Genomic DNA, 15,680 nt, shown 5'->3' with positions numbered 1-15,680 from the left:
GGTACCGGACCGGCGAATTCTTCTAACCGAACAGACCGAGGCGGAAGCCCCCTCCGGAGTTTCCGGCAGGGGGCTTTTTCATGGGTGACTGGATGAGTAACAACACACGTTCCGGCCTTGGCCGACTTCTTCCGCTGCTGGGCCTGCTGGTCTCGCTGCTGTGGCATCCCTTGGCGAGCGCGGACTTCTACCAATGGAAGATTTCCATCCCCGGAAATCCCACGGCCTTCTTTCCATCCTATACGGCGGCATGCCAGTACTACTTCGATAACACGTCGGCCAACTGGCTAAAGAAAGTCAACAAACTGAGCTACAAGGAAGTTCAGTGCAGTGTTTCGGGTACTGGTGGAATCACTTGGGAGACGAAGACTGCCATCTTGACTGGCGATAGCTGTCCTCCAGAGCAAGAACTCGATCCGGCCGACGGTGCCTGCAAGCCGCCACCCGAAGAGTGCAAGGAAGGCGAACTGTTTCCGGCCAAGGGCCCGGACTCGCCTGTTGTCACCTCGGGCGGGCGGAACTATGTCGGCGACGGCGGCGCACCGAGCGCCTGTTATCAAAGCTGCGAGTACGGCGGCAACCCCAGCCCGGCCAGTTGCTATCTGGTCAAAGGCTCCACCACGACCGGCTTCTGCAATTACATCCTCAAGGGCACCGGACAGAATTGCGGTGCCGATTCCTACACCTTCGCGCAGACCGGCGACTCGCTGAACCCGCCCGACACCCCGAACACCGATCCTTCCGACCCGAACGACCCCGGCTGCCCGCCCGGCTGGTCGTGGTCGGGGACTACCTGCGTCAAGACCCCGACCGATCCCACGGATCCAACCGACCCGACCACGCCGGGCGGTGATGGTGACGGCGGCGGCGATGGCGATGGCGGTGGAAACAGCAACGGCGGCGGCAATGACGGTGGCACCGGCAATGGCGGCGACGGCAGCGGGGGAGGGGACGGCAACGGCGGGGGCGATGGTAGCGGCGATGGTGACGGCAGCGGCACGGGCGGCGATGGCAACGGTACATGCGACCCGGCGAAAGAGAACTGCTCCACCGGCCCCGAAGGCCCCGGCGGCGAACTCAAGGAACCCACGCCCGGCACCTGGGATGACGCCATCGCCACCTGGGAAAAGAAGGTCGAGGAAGCCAAGAAAGAACTCAAGACCAAAGTGAAGGCCAACGTCGACCAGATGAAGGGTGCCTTCGACCTCAACCTGGCGGAAGGCGGCGGGCAACTGCCCTGCGAGCCCATGACCATTTGGGGCAAGTCCTACTCCCTCTGTATCTCCGACTACGCCGGCCAACTCTCCAGCCTGCGCGTAGCGCTGCTGCTGATGGCCGCGCTGATCGCCGCCCTCATTCTGCTGAAGGACTGACCCTATGGAATGGCTCTCCGGTTTTCTCGATCAGATCATCGCCTTCTTCCAGTGGATCTGGGACTTCTTCGCCCAAGGCATCTATGACTTCGTGCGCGACGGACTGGTGGTCGCCACCAAGGCGTCGATGTACGCCGCGCTCCAGACCCTGATCCTGCTGATCGATGTCAGCTACACCGCCGCCCGCGAACTGATCGACAGCCTCGGCGTGCCGCAGATGATCCGCAGCATGTACGCCGCGCTGCCGGGGCCGATTGCGGCGGGTCTGGCCTTCTTCGGCGTGCCGCAGGCGCTGAACATCATCATGGTCGCGGCGGCGACGCGCTTCTGCATGCGCTTCGTGCCGTTCATTGGGAGGTGATCCGTGTCGATCAAGATCCACCACGGCCCCAACGGCTCCTACAAGACCTCCGGCGCTATCCAAGATGACGCCGTGCCCGCGCTGAAAGACGGGCGGGTGATCATCACCAACGTGCGCGGCTTCACCCTGGAGCGGGCCTATCAGGTCTTTCCGGACCTGCCCAACACGGCGGAGATCATCAACCTCGATCTGGAGTCGCTGGAAGACCTCGAAAAGATGCGCACGTGGTTCCAGTGGGCGCCCCGCGGGGCCTTCCTGATCTTCGACGAAACCCAACTGCTGTTTCCCAAGTCCTGGCGGGAAAAAGACCTCGAGCGCTTCGACTACCCCGGTGGACCGGAAGCGGCCCATGCGGCCGACCGCCCCATGGGCTGGCTCGACGCCTGGACCCGGCACCGGCATTTCAACTGGGACATTGTCCTCACCACGCCGAACATCTCCTACATCCGCGACGACATCCGCATGACCTGCGAGATGGCCTACAAGCATTCCAACCTCGCGGTGATCGGCATCCCTGGCCGCTACAAGGAGGCCCAGCATGACGCCCAACTCAACCGTCCGCCCGCCGATGGCACCATCATCGAGTACAAGCGGATCCGAAAGCAGACCTTCGCCCTCTACCAGTCCACGGCCACCGGCAAGACCCAGGACACCAAGGCGGGCAAGAGCCTCTTCCGGTCGCCTAAGCTGGTTCTTCTACTGGCATTGCTGGCCGGCACTATTGGCTTTGTCTGGTATATGGGGCCTCTGCGCACGATTGGCGGTCCGGCTGCTGCGACACCTGCCGACGCTCCTGGCGACCCTGCTCAAGCCCCTGCTGCGCCCGCTGCTGTGGCTGCTCCAGCGCGTCCTGCTGCGAATAGCTTTCTTCCTCCTGGGCTTGTACCTGATGGGCCTGCTGCTGCGCCTGTTGATCTGAACGCCCATCCCTTCGCCGATCGACGGATCTCCATCCTCGCCCACGCCTACCGCAAGTCGCGGGGCGATATCTACCTGTTCGCCCTGGAGGATCCCACGGGCCGGCGCCTGGAACTCACCAGTTGGCAACTGATCGGCTCCGGCTACCGGGTGACGCCCAAGGGCGAGTGCGTCGTAGAGCTTCGCTATGAGGACTGGAAACAGACCGTCACCTGTGCCGGGAGGCAGGCCGGCGCGGTGGCCAGCATCGCTCCGGCAGCGCCTGTCGCCGCCTCTGCGGGCGCCTCGCCGAAGGGGCAGACGCCGCTGACCATCGTTCCCGATTCCGAATACGCCTCGCGGCCCTGGAGGCAGAAATGATCGATTGGGAATTCCTCGTCCCGGTGGCGATGGGCTGGGCGCTGCATCACTGGTGGACGGTGATGACGGCGCTAGCGGCGGTAGGGGTGCCGCCATGAGGGGCGGGCCGCGCCGCCGGCCGGGAGCGCAAGGCATGAGCGATAGGCCGAAGGCGCGGCCGACGCCCCTGTAACACGTCAGATAACCCCCGATCAGCAACCCCATAGAACCTCATTAACGGGTAAAGAACATGAAGACTCCGATCCATCCAACCCGACTGGTCCTCGAAGAAAACGGGGATTTCCACAAGTCCCCGAAGGGGATGCTTTTCATGGACCCGCTCAATGGACAGTTCACCGACTTGTCAGGCGTGCGGATCCTGCGGTGCGGCGTGGACACCGTGCGGCAGTTGTACAACGGCAAGTTGCGCCCGGAAGTCATGGCGCTGTTTGACCTGTCGGTGGATGTGGTCGAGTTCGCCGGCTACGAATGGTCCAAGGGCCGTATCGGTCGCGACTCTGGCTATCAGTACCGCCTGCAGAACGCCGAAATGGGCCTGATCCTGCTGATCAAGAACCACAACATCAAGGTCGACACCATTGGCTCGCACCTCAAGATCGAAGTGTCGCCTCACGCCATTGACGGCGCCGACCCGCGTATCCTTCAGGGAGTGCTGGATGACCTGGCCGCAGCGGTGCTGAGTCACTGTGAGACCAACCAAGCAGCCGTGCATATCGCGCTGGATGTGCAGGGCTGGACGCCTCCGGCTGATCTCGTTGATCGCATGCACTGCCGCTCGCGTCGGGTACGGCAAATCAGTGGGATCGAGCGGATCGAGTTCGACGGCAACGCCTCGGTCTACGGGCGTGGCGAGACGTACATGTTCGGCTCGGCCAACGGCCTGCAACTGTCGATCTATAACAAGACCCTCCAGGCTCGGGCCACCGACAAGCTCGACTATTGGGAAAGCGTGTGGGCGACCCTGAACGGGGATCCGTTCGGTGATGGCGACCCGGCCTATAACCCCCTGGAAACGGTGTGGCGGATCGAGTTTCGCTATCACCACTCCATCGTCCAGCAGTTCTCCGAAGGCTCGCGTATGGCCTCGGGGGAGGTCATCGGCTGCCGCACCTACGAGGGCCTTTGCCCGCATCTACAGGGGCTGTGGAACTATGCCTGCGAGGCATTCCGTGTGCTCTCCCGGGAGGGCATGTATGACGCCTTCTGGAGCCTGATCAGCCAGGACGCCCGCGTCCAGGTCGAGTGCGATCCGCTGATCGAGCGCACCGAGTATCGGCGCTATTACAAGACCGCCAAGGGCTTTAGCGGGCGCAACTGCGAGATGTTCCTTGGCCAGTTCGTGAGCCTGATCGCGCGGGAGCGTGTCCCGGCAAAAAAGGCTATTGAGTCCGCCCGTAAACTGGAGTTCTGGCACGTTATCGAAGACCACTATCTCGCCAAGGGTTGGACTCGTCGCGATCTGGAAAGGCATATCCACAAGCTCATGTGTGATCGCTATCTGCGCAAGGGATATGCGATATGACGGTACGCAAGGACGGCAAGACGTGGACGGCTGACTTCTATGAGAATGGTCGTTCCGGGCGCAGGATTCGCAAGAAAGGCTTCGCCACCAAGTCTGCCGCGATTCGCTATGAGCAGGATTTTTTCGCCGTGAAGGGCGAGACGGGCCGACCGCTGGATGACCGTCTCTCCGATCTGGTGAAGGTTTGGTATGACCTCCACGGCTGCACCTTGAAGGATGGCAAGCAACGCTTGGCGCGCTGCGAGGCGCTGGCGAAGCGGCTAGGGAACCCCTTGGCGTTCGAGTTCGATTCGTTGGCGTGGGCACGCTACCGGCAACGTCGCTTGACCGAGGTGAAGCCTGAGACGGTCAATCACGAGCAACGCTACTTGTCGGCGGTCTTCTCTGAACTGATTCGCCTGGGCTCCTGGCACAAGGAAAACCCGCTGGGCAAGGTCCGGCAAATCAAGACGGATCAGGTCGAACTGACGTTTCTGTCCCTGGATCAGGTCGCTCGACTGCTGGAAGAGTGCAAGGCCAGTACGAACAACCATACCTATCCGGTCGCGCTGTTGTGTCTCGCCACGGGAGCCCGCTGGGAAGAGGCGGAAAGCCTGACGCGGGGCGCTGTGCATGGCGGCAAGGTGCACTATCACCGGACCAAGAATCGGCAGAGCCGATCAGTGCCGATCCCGGATGAGTTGGAGAGGTTGATATTCAAGGTGGGCATGCCTGGATCTGGCCGCCTGTTCATGTCTTGCCGCGCCGCGTTCCGCTGCGCCTATCAGCGTTGTGGGTTCCAGACGCCGGGCCAGATGACCCACATTCTCCGCCATACCTTCGCCAGCCACTACATGATGGGGGGAGGGGACATCCTGACCCTACAGCGGATCCTCGGCCACTCCTCGATCACGATGACCATGCGGTATGCGCACCTATCGCCGGAGCATTTGGCCTCGGCTATGAGCCTCTCCCCGCTGTATCAGATAAAGCACTTCGCTAGTCAGGTACACCAGTAGAAGCCTTTTCAGGTTTGTCCAGGGAGCTATCAATACGGCTGAGGAGGTTTCGCTCCTGAACGACCCAAATCTTCGGAGCGGCATAACCCACAACGAAGGATAGAGCCCATATCTTTGCAAAGACTGCTGGTGTCTCTTGTAGTGCTCCAATGAAGTACAGCCCAACAACGAAGCCTAATACGCCTCCAACAAAAAGCCGCATGAATAGCCATGCGGAGCGAAGTTCTTGTAGTTGAGTCGAGGCGAGTTTCATATCTCCTTCCTGGCGGGGAAGGTGAGTGAGGTTGTAATTCGCGACCATTGTCTGTGCCAGGCTCCCAAAGATCGCACCGATAGTGCAGGCAATGGGAAGAAGCACGTCAAACATAGAAAAGCCGAGTTCGCTGAACATGTCCCTTGTCTCTACTGGCTGATGACCGAAGGGTAGGGCAGAGGCAGGGGTGAGGGAAGAGGTAGACACGCTGTAGTCACTTTGTAGTCACCACAGGCAAAAGAAAAGGGGTTAGCTTGCGCTAACCCCTTGAAAAATATGGTGGCTACACCGGGACTTGAACCTGGGACATCAGCATTATGAATGCTGCGCTCTAACCGACTGAGCTATGTAGCCGAGTGGCGCGCATTTTCCGTATCTCGGGCGGGGCTGTCAACCCCTGGGCCTAGATAATTTTCTGATCTTTCAATCGTTTAGACGGAAGGGGTCGGATCGCCGGAGAGAGGGCGATGGGGAGGGGCAGGAACGAAAAGCCCCGGCGCTTGGCCGGGGCTTTCCTGGGACGGGAAGGGGATTACACGTTGAAGCGGAAATGCATCACGTCGCCGTCCTTGACGATGTAGTCCTTGCCTTCCAGGCGCCACTTGCCGGCTTCCTTGGCACCCTGTTCGCCCTTGAACTGGATGAAGTCGTCGTAGGCGACCACTTCGGCGCGGATGAAGCCTTTCTCGAAGTCGGTGTGGATCACGCCGGCGGCCTGCGGGGCGGTGGCGCCGACGCGGACGGTCCAGGCGCGGACTTCCTTCACCCCGGCGGTGAAGTAGGTCTGCAGGTTGAGCAGGCCGTAGCCGGCACGGATCACACGGTTCAGGCCGGGTTCCTCGAGACCGAGGGACTCGAGGAACATGTCCTTCTCTTCGCCGTCTTCCAGCTCGGCGATCTCGGCTTCGATCTTGTTGCACACCGGCACCACCACCGCGCCTTCTTCCTCGGCGATGGCCTTCACCACATCCAGGTGCGGGTTGTTCTCGAAGCCGTCCTCGGCGACGTTGGCGATGTACATCACTGGCTTGCTGGTCAGCAGGTGGAAGCTGCGTACCAGGCGCTTCTCCTCGTCACCGAGGTTCTTCAGCAGCGAACGCGCCGGCTTGCCTTCGGTGAAGTGGGGGATGAGCTTTTCCAGCAGGGCCTTCTGGGCCAGGGCTTCCTTGTCGCCGCCCTTGGCGTTGCGGGCGACTTTCTGCAGTTGCTTCTCGCAGCTGTCGAGGTCGGCGAAGATCAGTTCGAGGTCGATGATCTCGATGTCGCGCTTGGGGTCGACGCTGTTGGACACGTGGATCACGTTGTCGTCTTCGAAGCAGCGCACCACGTGGGCGATGGCGTCGGTCTCGCGGATGTTGGCGAGGAACTTGTTGCCCAGGCCCTCACCCTTGGAGGCGCCCGCCACCAGGCCGGCGATGTCGACGAATTCCATGGTGGTCGGCAGTACGCGCTCGGGCTTGACGATCTCGGCCAGGGCGTTCAGGCGCGCGTCGGGCATCGGCACGATGCCGCTGTTCGGCTCGATGGTGCAGAACGGGAAGTTTTCCGCCGCGATACCGGATTTGGTCAGGGCGTTGAACAGGGTGGACTTGCCGACGTTGGGCAGGCCGACGATGCCGCAGTTGAATCCCATGCTATGTCCCTCGCGCTCAGACAGGCGCTAGAAAAGTGGTTCAGGCCTTCTGGCTGTGCAGCTTCTGCATCGCCCGGGTCCAGTCCCCGGCGAGCATTTCCGGCAGCACGCCGAGGGCGAAGTCGATGCTGGTGTCGAGCAGTTCCTGCTCGCTGCGCGGGGCGCGGCCGAGCACGTAACCGGAAACCAGGCTGCTGTGCCCCGGATGGCCGATGCCAAGCCGCAGGCGATGGAAAGAATTCTGATTGCCGAGCTGGGCGATGATATCGCGCAACCCGTTGTGCCCGCCGTGTCCACCGCCGGTCTTGAGCTTGGCGACGCCAGGGGGCATGTCGAGTTCGTCGTGGGCGACCAGGATGGCGTCCGGGGCGATCCGGAAGAATCCCGCCAGCGCCGCCACGGACTGGCCGCTGCGGTTCATGTAGGTAGTCGGGATCAACAGACGAACGTCCTTGCCCTGGTGGCTGAACTTGCCGACCAGGCCGAAATACTTGCGGTCAGCCACGAGGCTGACGCCCTGGGCATGCGCCAGGCGCTCAACGAAAAGGGCCCCCGCGTTATGCCGGGTCTGGTCGTATTCAGGACCCGGGTTTCCCAGGCCAACGATCAGTTGTACGGCAGTCACGACGGGAGCCCCTCTCTATAAAAAGGCGATCGAGTAATGAATTACTCGGCGGCGCCTTCTTCGCTACCTTCTTCCTTCACCACGCGGGAAGCGTGGATGTTGGCAACGGCCAGATCGTTGCCGTGGGCCAGTTGTACCAGCTCGACGCCTTTCGGAGCCTTGAGGTCCGACAGGTGAACGATCTGGCCCAGCTCGACCTTGGCCATGTCGACTTCGATGAATTCCGGCAGGTCTTTCGGCAGGCAGGAAACTTCGACTTCGGAGATGGTGTGGGAGATCTCGCCACCGGATTGCTTGACGCCAACGGCTACTTCTTCGTTGATGAAGTGCAGCGGTACGTGGGCGGTCAGCTTATGGTCGGCGACCACGCGCAGGAAGTCGGCGTGCATCACGAAGCCTTTCGCCGGATGGCGCTGCAGGGCTTTGATCAGTACGGTTTCCTTGGCGCCGCCAACGTTCAGGGCGATCACGTGGCTGAAGGCAGCCTCGTTTTCCAGGAGCTTGGCGATTTCGCGCAGTTCCAGGGTTACGGACTGGGGCTCTTTGTCGCCGCCGTAAACGACAGCAGGAACCAGACCGGCGTTACGACGCAGGCGGCGGCTCGCACCTTTCCCCAGATCGGAACGCACTTGGGCATTCAGAATAAAGTCGACCATTGTGTATCTCCAAAAATAACAATGCGCCCGAACGCTTGCGACCAGCGTTCGGGCGATTTCAAAGGCCCCGCCGGAGCGGGGCGTTTTCGTTCAGGCGCGTTCGCCGAGGCTGGACCTCAGCGGAACATCGCGCTGATCGATTCTTCGTTGCTGATCCGGCGCATGGCTTCCGCAACGACCGGAGCGATGTCCAGCTGGCGGATGCGGCCACAGGCCTGGGCAGCGGCGGACAGCGGGATGGTGTTGGTCACCACCAGCTCGTCCAGTACGGATTTCTCGATGTTCTCGATGGCACGGCCGGACAGCACCGGGTGGGTGCAGTAGGCGATGACCTTGGCGGCGCCGTGCTCTTTCAGGGCCTTGGCGGCGTGACCGAGGGTGCCGGCGGTATCGACCATGTCGTCTACCAGTACGCAGGTACGGCCTTCGACGTCACCGATGATGTGCATCACTTCGGACTGGTTGGCCTTGGGACGACGCTTGTCGATGATCGCAAGGTCAACGCCCAGGGACTTGGCCACGGCGCGCGCGCGCACCACGCCGCCGATGTCCGGGGAGACGATCATCAGGTTCTCGAAGCGCTGGTCTTCGATATCGTCCACCAGCACGGGGGAACCGTAGATGTTGTCTACCGGGATATCGAAGAAGCCCTGGATCTGATCCGCGTGCAGGTCGACCGTGAGGACACGGTTGACCCCGACGACGGTCAGCATGTCGGCCACTACCTTGGCGCTGATGGCCACGCGGGCGGAGCGCGGACGGCGATCCTGGCGGGCATAGCCGAAGTAGGGGATGACAGCGGTGATACGAGTGGCCGAGGAGCGGCGGAAGGCATCGGCCATCACCACCAGTTCCATCAGGTTGTCGTTGGTCGGCGCGCAGGTCGGCTGAATCAGGAATACGTCCTTGCCGCGGACGTTTTCGTTGATTTCGACGCTGATTTCGCCATCGGAGAATTTGCCAACTGAAACATCGCCAAGAGGAATGTGCAGCTGACGCACGACGCGTCGTGCAAGATCGGGGTTAGCGTTCCCCGTGAAGACCATCATCTTGGACACGCTACAGGTACCTGTGTCGACCGAAGGGATCCGGATGAAATACAGAAGAGGAAAATGGCAGGGGCGGCTGGATTCGAACCAACGCATGGCAGGATCAAAACCTGCTGCCTTACCGCTTGGCGACGCCCCTGTGGTATTGCTCGAATGCCGTTTCGGCATTCCTTTCTCAGACCAGAGTTTCCAGCTTCCGGTGCAACATCGAAACGTTGCTTCCTTTGGCGACGAACCTCTGAAGGTGGTCTGGAAGAAGGGCCGAGACTTTATCAGCTTCAGCTTTGTTTGGGAAGCTCCCAAACACACAACCTCCAGTGCCGGTTAATCTAGCTGAAACAAATTTGTTTAGCAAGATCAAAGCGTTACGAACTTCTGGGTAACGCCTCTCGACTACCGGCTGACAGTCGTTTCGGCTGTCCCCCTCGAGAACGGTGCGCACTTTAATGGCGGGAGAATCGCGTGTCAACAGTGGATCTGAAAAAATTTCTGCTGTGCTGACAAGTACTTGCGGAACCAAGACGAGATACCAGGGCTCCGGGATGTCCACCGGGGTGAGCTTTTCGCCCACGCCCTCGGCGAAAGCCGCGCGTCCGCGGGTGAAGACCGGCACGTCGGCGCCCAGGCGCAGGCCCAGGGCGGCGATGCGGTCCTCGTCCCAGCCGAGTTGCCAGAGATGGTTCAAGGCCAGGAGCGTCGTGGCGGCGTCGGAGCTGCCGCCGCCGATGCCGCCCCCCATGGGCAAGCGCTTGTCCAGCCAGATGTCGACGCCTTGCAGGCTGCCGGAGGCTTCCTGCAGCCCGCGCGCGGCGCGCACGATCAGGTTGCTGTCGTGCGGCACCCCGGCGATTTCCGTGTGCAGGCGTACCTGGCCGTCCTGGCGGGCTTCGAAATGCAGCTCGTCGCCGTGGTCGAGGAATTGGAACAGGGTCTGCAACTCGTGATAGCCATCGTCGCGGCGGCCGAGGATATGCAGGAACAGATTGAGCTTGGCCGGGGCAGGCAGGCTGAGGCGCACGCTCATGTCAGCGGCCGAGCTGGCGCGGCTGCCAGTCCTTGATCACCAGGGTGACGTCGAGGTCCTGGCCGTGCAGCTTCAGGCGCTCGGGTAGCCAGTAGCCGTTCTGTTCGGCGTAGCGGGTGTATTCGATCTGCCAGCCGTCCTGTTCCAAGCGCGCCAGGCGACTGTCGGCGTCGAGGGTCAGGCGGCTCTTGCTGTCCGGCGCCGGGAGGCCGCGTACCCACCAGAGCAGGTGCGAGACCGGCAGGCGCCAGCCTAGTTGTTCTTCCAGCAGGGCTTCCGGGGACTCCGCCTGGTAGCGGCCCTGCCCGGCGACTTCCAGGCTCACCGCGCCTTCACGCCCGGTCAGGCGTGCTGCGCCGCGGCCGAGCGGGCCGGACAGGCGGATGTCGTAGTAGCCCTGGCGCTGCAGCCAGAACAGGGTGCCGCTGCCGGAGTCGCGCGGGGCGCGGATGCCGACCTTGCCGTCGATCTGCCAGGCATCCAGCTCGCTGAGTTGCTGCTTGTGGGTTTTCCAGGTCTGCGCATCGCCCTGGCCTTCCAGGGCTTCGTGGGAGGTCAGGCCGGCGCAGCCGCTGAGCAGGGCCAGCGCGGAGGCGGCGAGGAAAAGACGTAGACGCATGGTTTCAAGGAGTCTCGGCGCCGGTCAGGCGCTTGATGGTGCGGCGCAGCACGTCGCTGTCGGGCTGCTTGTCGAGGTATTCGCGCCAGATGGCTCGGGCGTCGTCCTGGCGCCCCTGGGCCCAGAGGACTTCGCCCAGGTGCGCGGCGACCTCGTGGTCGGGGTAGCGCTGCAGCGCCTGGCGCAGGTAGCGCTCGGCGTCCGCCAGCTTGCCCTGGCGATAGTTGATCCAGCCCATGCTGTCGAGGATCGCCGGGTCGTCCGGGTTCAGCTTGTGCGCCTTGAGGATCAGCTCGCGCGCCTCGGTGTAGCGGGTAGTGCGGTCGGCCAGGGTGTAGCCGAGGGCGTTGAGGGCCATGGCGTTGTCCGGCTCGCGGGCGATGACGAAGCGCAGGTCCTTTTCCATCTGCGCCAGGTCGTTACGCTTCTCCGCCAGCATCGAGCGGGTGTAGAGCAGGTTGAGGTCCTCCGGGTACTGCTTCAGACCCTCCTGGATGGCCTGCCAGGCCTTTTCCTGCTGGTCGTTGTTGGACAGCGCCTCGGCTTCGATCAGGTACAGCTGGATGGCGTAGTCGGGTTGCTCGCTGCGCGCCTTGTCCAGGCGCTGGGCGGCTTCGTCGACGCGACCGGCCTTGAGCAGGACGTCGGTCTGGCGCAGTTGCGCCGGGAGGAAGTCATTGCCCGGGCCGACCTGGGCGTACTCGTCGAGGGCGCGCGCGGTGTCCTTCTGTTCCTCGGCGAGGCGGCCGAGGTTGAAGTGGGCGGCGTCGACGTGGCTGTCGCGCTCGACCAGTTCTTCCAGGTAGATCCTGGCTTCGTCCCAGGCCTGGGCTTCCAGGCAGACCAGCGCCAGGGAGAAACGCAGGTCGTCGTCGTCGGGGAATTGCTGGACCAGTCCGGCGAACTCGGCCTTGGCGTCGTCCAGGCGGTTCTGCTCCACCAGCAGGCGCGCGTAGGCGAGGCGCACGCGCTTGTCGTCCGGGTGTTCCTTGATCCCGGCCTTGAGCAGCGGCAGGGCCTCGTCGCTGCGCTTCATGCTCTGCAACAGGCGCGAGCGGAGCAGCAGCGGGGCGACTTCGTGGCGGCTTGCGGAGTTGTCCTCGAGCAGGGTCAGGGCTTCGTCCGGGCGGCCGTCCTGTTGCAGCAGCAGGGCCTTGCCGAACAGCAACTGGCCGTTGTTCGGGTATTTCTTCAACAGGTGGTCGAAGCTCTGCAGCAGGCCGGTGCGGGTATCCGGGTCGGTCTCCGCGGCAGACAGGGCGAGGAAGTCGAAGTGCGTGTCGCCCTGGCCGTTGAGGACCTTCTCCATGTACACCATGGACTCCTCGTAGCGCCCGGCGCGGGCCAACTGGATCGCGGCGGCGCGTTGGGCATCGAGGTTGTCCGGCGCGCTGCGCGCCCAGAGCAGGGAGGTGTCGAGGGCTTCCTGGTCGGCGCCGAGGTATTCGGCGATGCGGAAGGCGCGCTCGGAAACTCCGGGGTCGCGGGTTTTCTGCGCCTGCACCACATAGTTGCTCAGGGCGATGTCGAAGCGGTTGCGCTGCCCGGCCAGTTCGGCCACCAGCAGCGAATACAGGCTGTCCTCGCTGAAGGAGCCGTACTTTTCCGGCTTGGCCTTGGTCTCGACCGCGGTGTCTTCCACCGGCGGGGTGCCATCGGGAGTCTTGTGGATAAGTGACTGGCAGCCGCCGAGCAGCAGCGTGACGGTCAGCAGCGCAAGGGATTTGTTCATAGAGGAAGAAAGCCGGCCTTGAACCTGCGAGGGTGGCGCCATCATGACATAAGCCGTCCGGCAAGCCCAAGGGGGCCGGGACGGGCGTCGACGAAGCTGTCTATGGGGTCAATACATCGGCAATGGTTGTCCTGCCCTTGGCGAAGTAGGAGAATTGCGCGTTTCCCCGATTAGCTCAGCGATCCTGCATGGCCTTCATTGCCCTCGGCATCAATCACAAGACCGCCTCGGTGGCTGTCCGCGAGCGCGTGGCTTTCACTCCGGAACAGATGGTCGAGGCGCTGCAGCAGCTCTGCCGCCTGACCACCAGCCGCGAGGCGGCCATCCTGTCGACCTGCAACCGGAGCGAACTCTACCTGGAGATCGACCATCCGACCGCGGACGACGTGCTCGCCTGGCTGGCGGACTACCATCGTCTGACCCTCGACGAGTTGCGCGCCTGCGCCTATGTGCACCAGGACGAAGACGCGGTGCGCCACATGATGCGCGTGGCCTCCGGCCTCGACTCGATGGTCCTCGGCGAGCCGCAGATCCTCGGCCAGATGAAGTCGGCCTACGCCGTCGCGCGCGAGGCCGGCACCGTCGGTCCGCTGCTAGGCCGCCTGTTCCAGGCCACCTTCAGTACGGCGAAGACCGTCCGCACCGATACCGCCATCGGCGAGAACCCGGTGTCCGTGGCGTTCGCCGCGGTGAGCCTGGCCAAGCAGATCTTCAGCGACCTGCACCGCAGCCAGGCGCTGCTGATCGGCGCCGGCGAGACCATCACCCTGGTCGCGCGCCACCTGTTCGAGCAAGGCGTGAAGCGCATCGTGGTGGCCAACCGCACCCTGGAGCGCGCCAGCCTGCTCGCCGAGCAGTTCGGCGCCCATGCGGTGCTGCTTTCGGAGATACCCGAGGAGTTGGCCAACAGCGATATCGTCATCAGCTCCACTGCCAGCCAGTTGCCGATCCTCGGCAAGGGCGCCGTGGAGCGCGCGCTGAAGCAGCGCAAGCACAAGCCGATGTTCATGGTCGACATCGCCGTGCCGCGCGACATCGAGCCGGAAGTCGGCGAACTGGACGACGTCTACCTCTATAGCGTCGACGACCTCCACGAAGTAGTGGCGGAGAATCTCAAGAGCCGCCAGGGCGCTGCCCAGGCCGCCGAGGAACTGGTCGGCAGCGGCGTCGCCGAGTTCATGCAGCGCCTGCGCGAACTGGCTGCGGTGGACGTGCTGCGCGCCTATCGGCAGCAGGCCGAGCGCCTGCGCGATGAAGAACTGGGCAAGGCCCAGCGGCAACTGGCCAACGGTGCCGACCCGGCCGAGGTGATGGCCCAACTGGCCCGCGGCCTGACCAACAAACTGCTGCACGCGCCCAGCGTGCAGATGAAGAAAATGTCCGCCGAGGGCCGCATCGACGCGCTGGCCCTGGCCCAGGAGCTGTTCGCCCTCGACGAGGGCGCGCCGCGCCACTGACCGGTACCTATGCCTGCATGAAAGCTTCTCTGCTGAAAAAGCTGGATGTCCTCAGCGATCGCTACGAAGAACTGACGGCGCTGCTCGGCGACGCCGAGGTGATCAGTGACCAGACCCGCTTCCGCGCCTATTCCCGCGAGTACGCCGAGGTCGAACCGGTGATCCTGGCGTTCCGCGACTACCGCAAGGTGCAGGCCGATCTCGAGGGCGCCCAGGCGTTGCTCAAGGACAGCGACCCGGAGTTGCGCGACCTTGCCGAGGAGGAGGTCGCCGAAGCGCGCGGCCGCCTCGCCGCCCTCGGCGACAGCCTGCAGCGCATGCTGCTGCCGAAGGATCCCAACGACAGCCGCAACGTGTTCCTGGAGATCCGTGCCGGCACCGGTGGCGACGAGGCGGCGATCTTCTCCGGCGACCTGTTCCGCATGTATTCGCGCTACGCCGAGCGCCAGGGCTGGCGGGTCGAGACGCTGTCGGAGAACGAGGGCGAGCACGGTGGCTACAAGGAAGTGATTGCCCGGGTCGAGGGCGACAACGTCTACGCCAAGCTCAAGTTCGAGTCCGGCGCGCACCGCGTGCAGCGGGTGCCGGAAACCGAATCCCAGGGCCGGATCCACACTTCCGCCTGCACTGTCGCGGTGCTGCCGGAGCCGGACGAACAGGCAACGATCGAGATCAACCCGGCCGACCTGCGGGTGGACACCTACCGTTCCTCCGGCGCCGGCGGCCAGCACGTCAACAAGACCGACTCGGCGGTGCGCATCACCCACATTCCCAGCGGCATCGTGGTCGAGTGCCAGGAAGAGCGCTCGCAGCACAAGAACCGCGCCAAGGCCATGGCCTGGCTGGCGGCCAAGCTCAACGACCAGCAGCAGGCCGCGGCGCAGCAGGCGATCGCCAGCACGCGCAAGCTGCTGGTGGGCTCGGGCGACCGCTCGGAGCGCATCCGTACCTACAACTTCCCGCAAGGGCGGGTCACCGACCATCGCATCAACCTCACCCTGTACTCCCTGGGCGAGGTGATGGAGGGCGCGGTGGAACAGGTGATCGAGCCGTTGCTGCAGGAATACCAGGCCGATCAACTGGCGGCCCTGGGCGACTGA

General features: G+C 63.4%; 15 protein-coding genes and 2 tRNA genes. 7 read left to right on the top strand and 10 right to left on the bottom strand.

All coding sequences use genetic code 11. The annotated features are described in order from the left end of the window. The first annotated feature begins 80 nt into the window (after positions 1 to 80). From LT948_RS18195 to LT948_RS18175, 5 genes are all read left to right on the top strand, one after another. Positions 81 to 1,373, top strand: a complete 1,293-nt coding sequence (locus LT948_RS18195) for an attachment protein (protein ID WP_372239064.1) — start codon at positions 81 to 83, stop codon at positions 1,371 to 1,373. 4 nt (positions 1,374 to 1,377) lie between these two features. After that, the gene (locus LT948_RS18190) at positions 1,378 to 1,734 is read left to right on the top strand and encodes a DUF2523 family protein (RefSeq protein WP_003114150.1); all 357 of its coding nucleotides are present in this window, start codon (positions 1,378 to 1,380) and stop codon (positions 1,732 to 1,734) included. Positions 1,735 to 1,737: 3 nt separating this feature from the next. After that, on the top strand, positions 1,738 to 3,012 hold the full coding sequence (locus LT948_RS18185) for a zonular occludens toxin domain-containing protein (RefSeq protein ID WP_057387717.1): 1,275 nt from the start codon (positions 1,738 to 1,740) through the stop codon (positions 3,010 to 3,012). A 229-nt stretch (positions 3,013 to 3,241) separates the two neighbouring features. After that, positions 3,242 to 4,534, top strand: coding sequence for a hypothetical protein (locus LT948_RS18180; protein WP_004352686.1), 1,293 nt, complete (start codon positions 3,242 to 3,244; stop codon positions 4,532 to 4,534). Beyond that, complete coding sequence (locus tag LT948_RS18175; protein WP_004352688.1) at positions 4,531 to 5,532, top strand: phage integrase; 1,002 nt, start codon at positions 4,531 to 4,533, stop codon at positions 5,530 to 5,532. The genes LT948_RS18180 and LT948_RS18175 overlap by 4 nt, the downstream gene beginning before the upstream one ends. Here LT948_RS18175 and LT948_RS18170 read toward each other — a convergent pair. From LT948_RS18170 to lbcA, 10 genes are all read right to left on the bottom strand, one after another. Beyond that, positions 5,513 to 5,923: a hypothetical protein gene (locus tag LT948_RS18170; protein ID WP_070341487.1), complete on the bottom strand. Its 411-nt coding sequence runs from the start codon at positions 5,921 to 5,923 to the stop codon at positions 5,513 to 5,515. The genes LT948_RS18175 and LT948_RS18170 overlap by 20 nt on opposite strands. Before the next feature lie 139 nt (positions 5,924 to 6,062). Continuing rightward, positions 6,063 to 6,139: transfer RNA gene (locus tag LT948_RS18165), tRNA-Met, on the bottom strand. 178 nt (positions 6,140 to 6,317) lie between these two features. Continuing rightward, entirely contained in the window at positions 6,318 to 7,418 is a 1,101-nt protein-coding gene (gene ychF / locus LT948_RS18160) for a redox-regulated ATPase YchF (RefSeq protein WP_003099270.1), read from the bottom strand. A 40-nt stretch (positions 7,419 to 7,458) separates the two neighbouring features. Beyond that, positions 7,459 to 8,043, bottom strand: a complete 585-nt coding sequence (gene pth / locus LT948_RS18155; RefSeq protein ID WP_003099278.1) for an aminoacyl-tRNA hydrolase — start codon at positions 8,041 to 8,043, stop codon at positions 7,459 to 7,461. A gap of 41 nt (positions 8,044 to 8,084) precedes the next feature. Further along, positions 8,085 to 8,699 (bottom strand): 50S ribosomal protein L25/general stress protein Ctc, encoded by a 615-nt coding sequence (locus LT948_RS18150; protein WP_003095013.1) that lies wholly within the window; start codon positions 8,697 to 8,699, stop codon positions 8,085 to 8,087. A gap of 116 nt (positions 8,700 to 8,815) precedes the next feature. Beyond that, positions 8,816 to 9,757, bottom strand: coding sequence for a ribose-phosphate pyrophosphokinase (locus tag LT948_RS18145; protein WP_003099281.1), 942 nt, complete (start codon positions 9,755 to 9,757; stop codon positions 8,816 to 8,818). Between the two features lie 55 nt (positions 9,758 to 9,812). Then, positions 9,813 to 9,887, bottom strand: a tRNA-Gln gene (locus LT948_RS18140). A gap of 36 nt (positions 9,888 to 9,923) precedes the next feature. After that, positions 9,924 to 10,772, bottom strand: coding sequence for a 4-(cytidine 5'-diphospho)-2-C-methyl-D-erythritol kinase (gene ispE, locus LT948_RS18135; protein ID WP_009878189.1), 849 nt, complete (start codon positions 10,770 to 10,772; stop codon positions 9,924 to 9,926). A 1-nt stretch (position 10,773) separates the two neighbouring features. After that, a complete protein-coding gene (gene lolB, locus LT948_RS18130; RefSeq protein ID WP_003095005.1) occupies positions 10,774 to 11,391 on the bottom strand; it encodes a lipoprotein insertase outer membrane protein LolB in 618 nt (205 codons plus the stop codon). 4 nt (positions 11,392 to 11,395) lie between these two features. Continuing rightward, positions 11,396 to 13,168, bottom strand: coding sequence for a proteolytic complex protein LbcA (lbcA, locus tag LT948_RS18125; protein ID WP_003135130.1), 1,773 nt, complete (start codon positions 13,166 to 13,168; stop codon positions 11,396 to 11,398). 143 nt (positions 13,169 to 13,311) lie between these two features. Between lbcA and hemA the strand changes: the two genes are divergently transcribed. Next, on the top strand, positions 13,312 to 14,580 hold the full coding sequence (gene hemA, locus LT948_RS18120) for a glutamyl-tRNA reductase (protein WP_003095001.1): 1,269 nt from the start codon (positions 13,312 to 13,314) through the stop codon (positions 14,578 to 14,580). 17 nt (positions 14,581 to 14,597) lie between these two features. Further along, a complete protein-coding gene (gene prfA / locus LT948_RS18115) occupies positions 14,598 to 15,680 on the top strand; it encodes a peptide chain release factor 1 (protein WP_003094997.1) in 1,083 nt (360 codons plus the stop codon).

The sequence above is a fragment of the Pseudomonas sp. CP-1 genome, assembly GCF_021213715.1.
Classification (GTDB): domain Bacteria; phylum Pseudomonadota; class Gammaproteobacteria; order Pseudomonadales; family Pseudomonadaceae; genus Pseudomonas; species Pseudomonas aeruginosa.
This window is presented reverse-complemented; position numbering and strand designations above follow the sequence as displayed.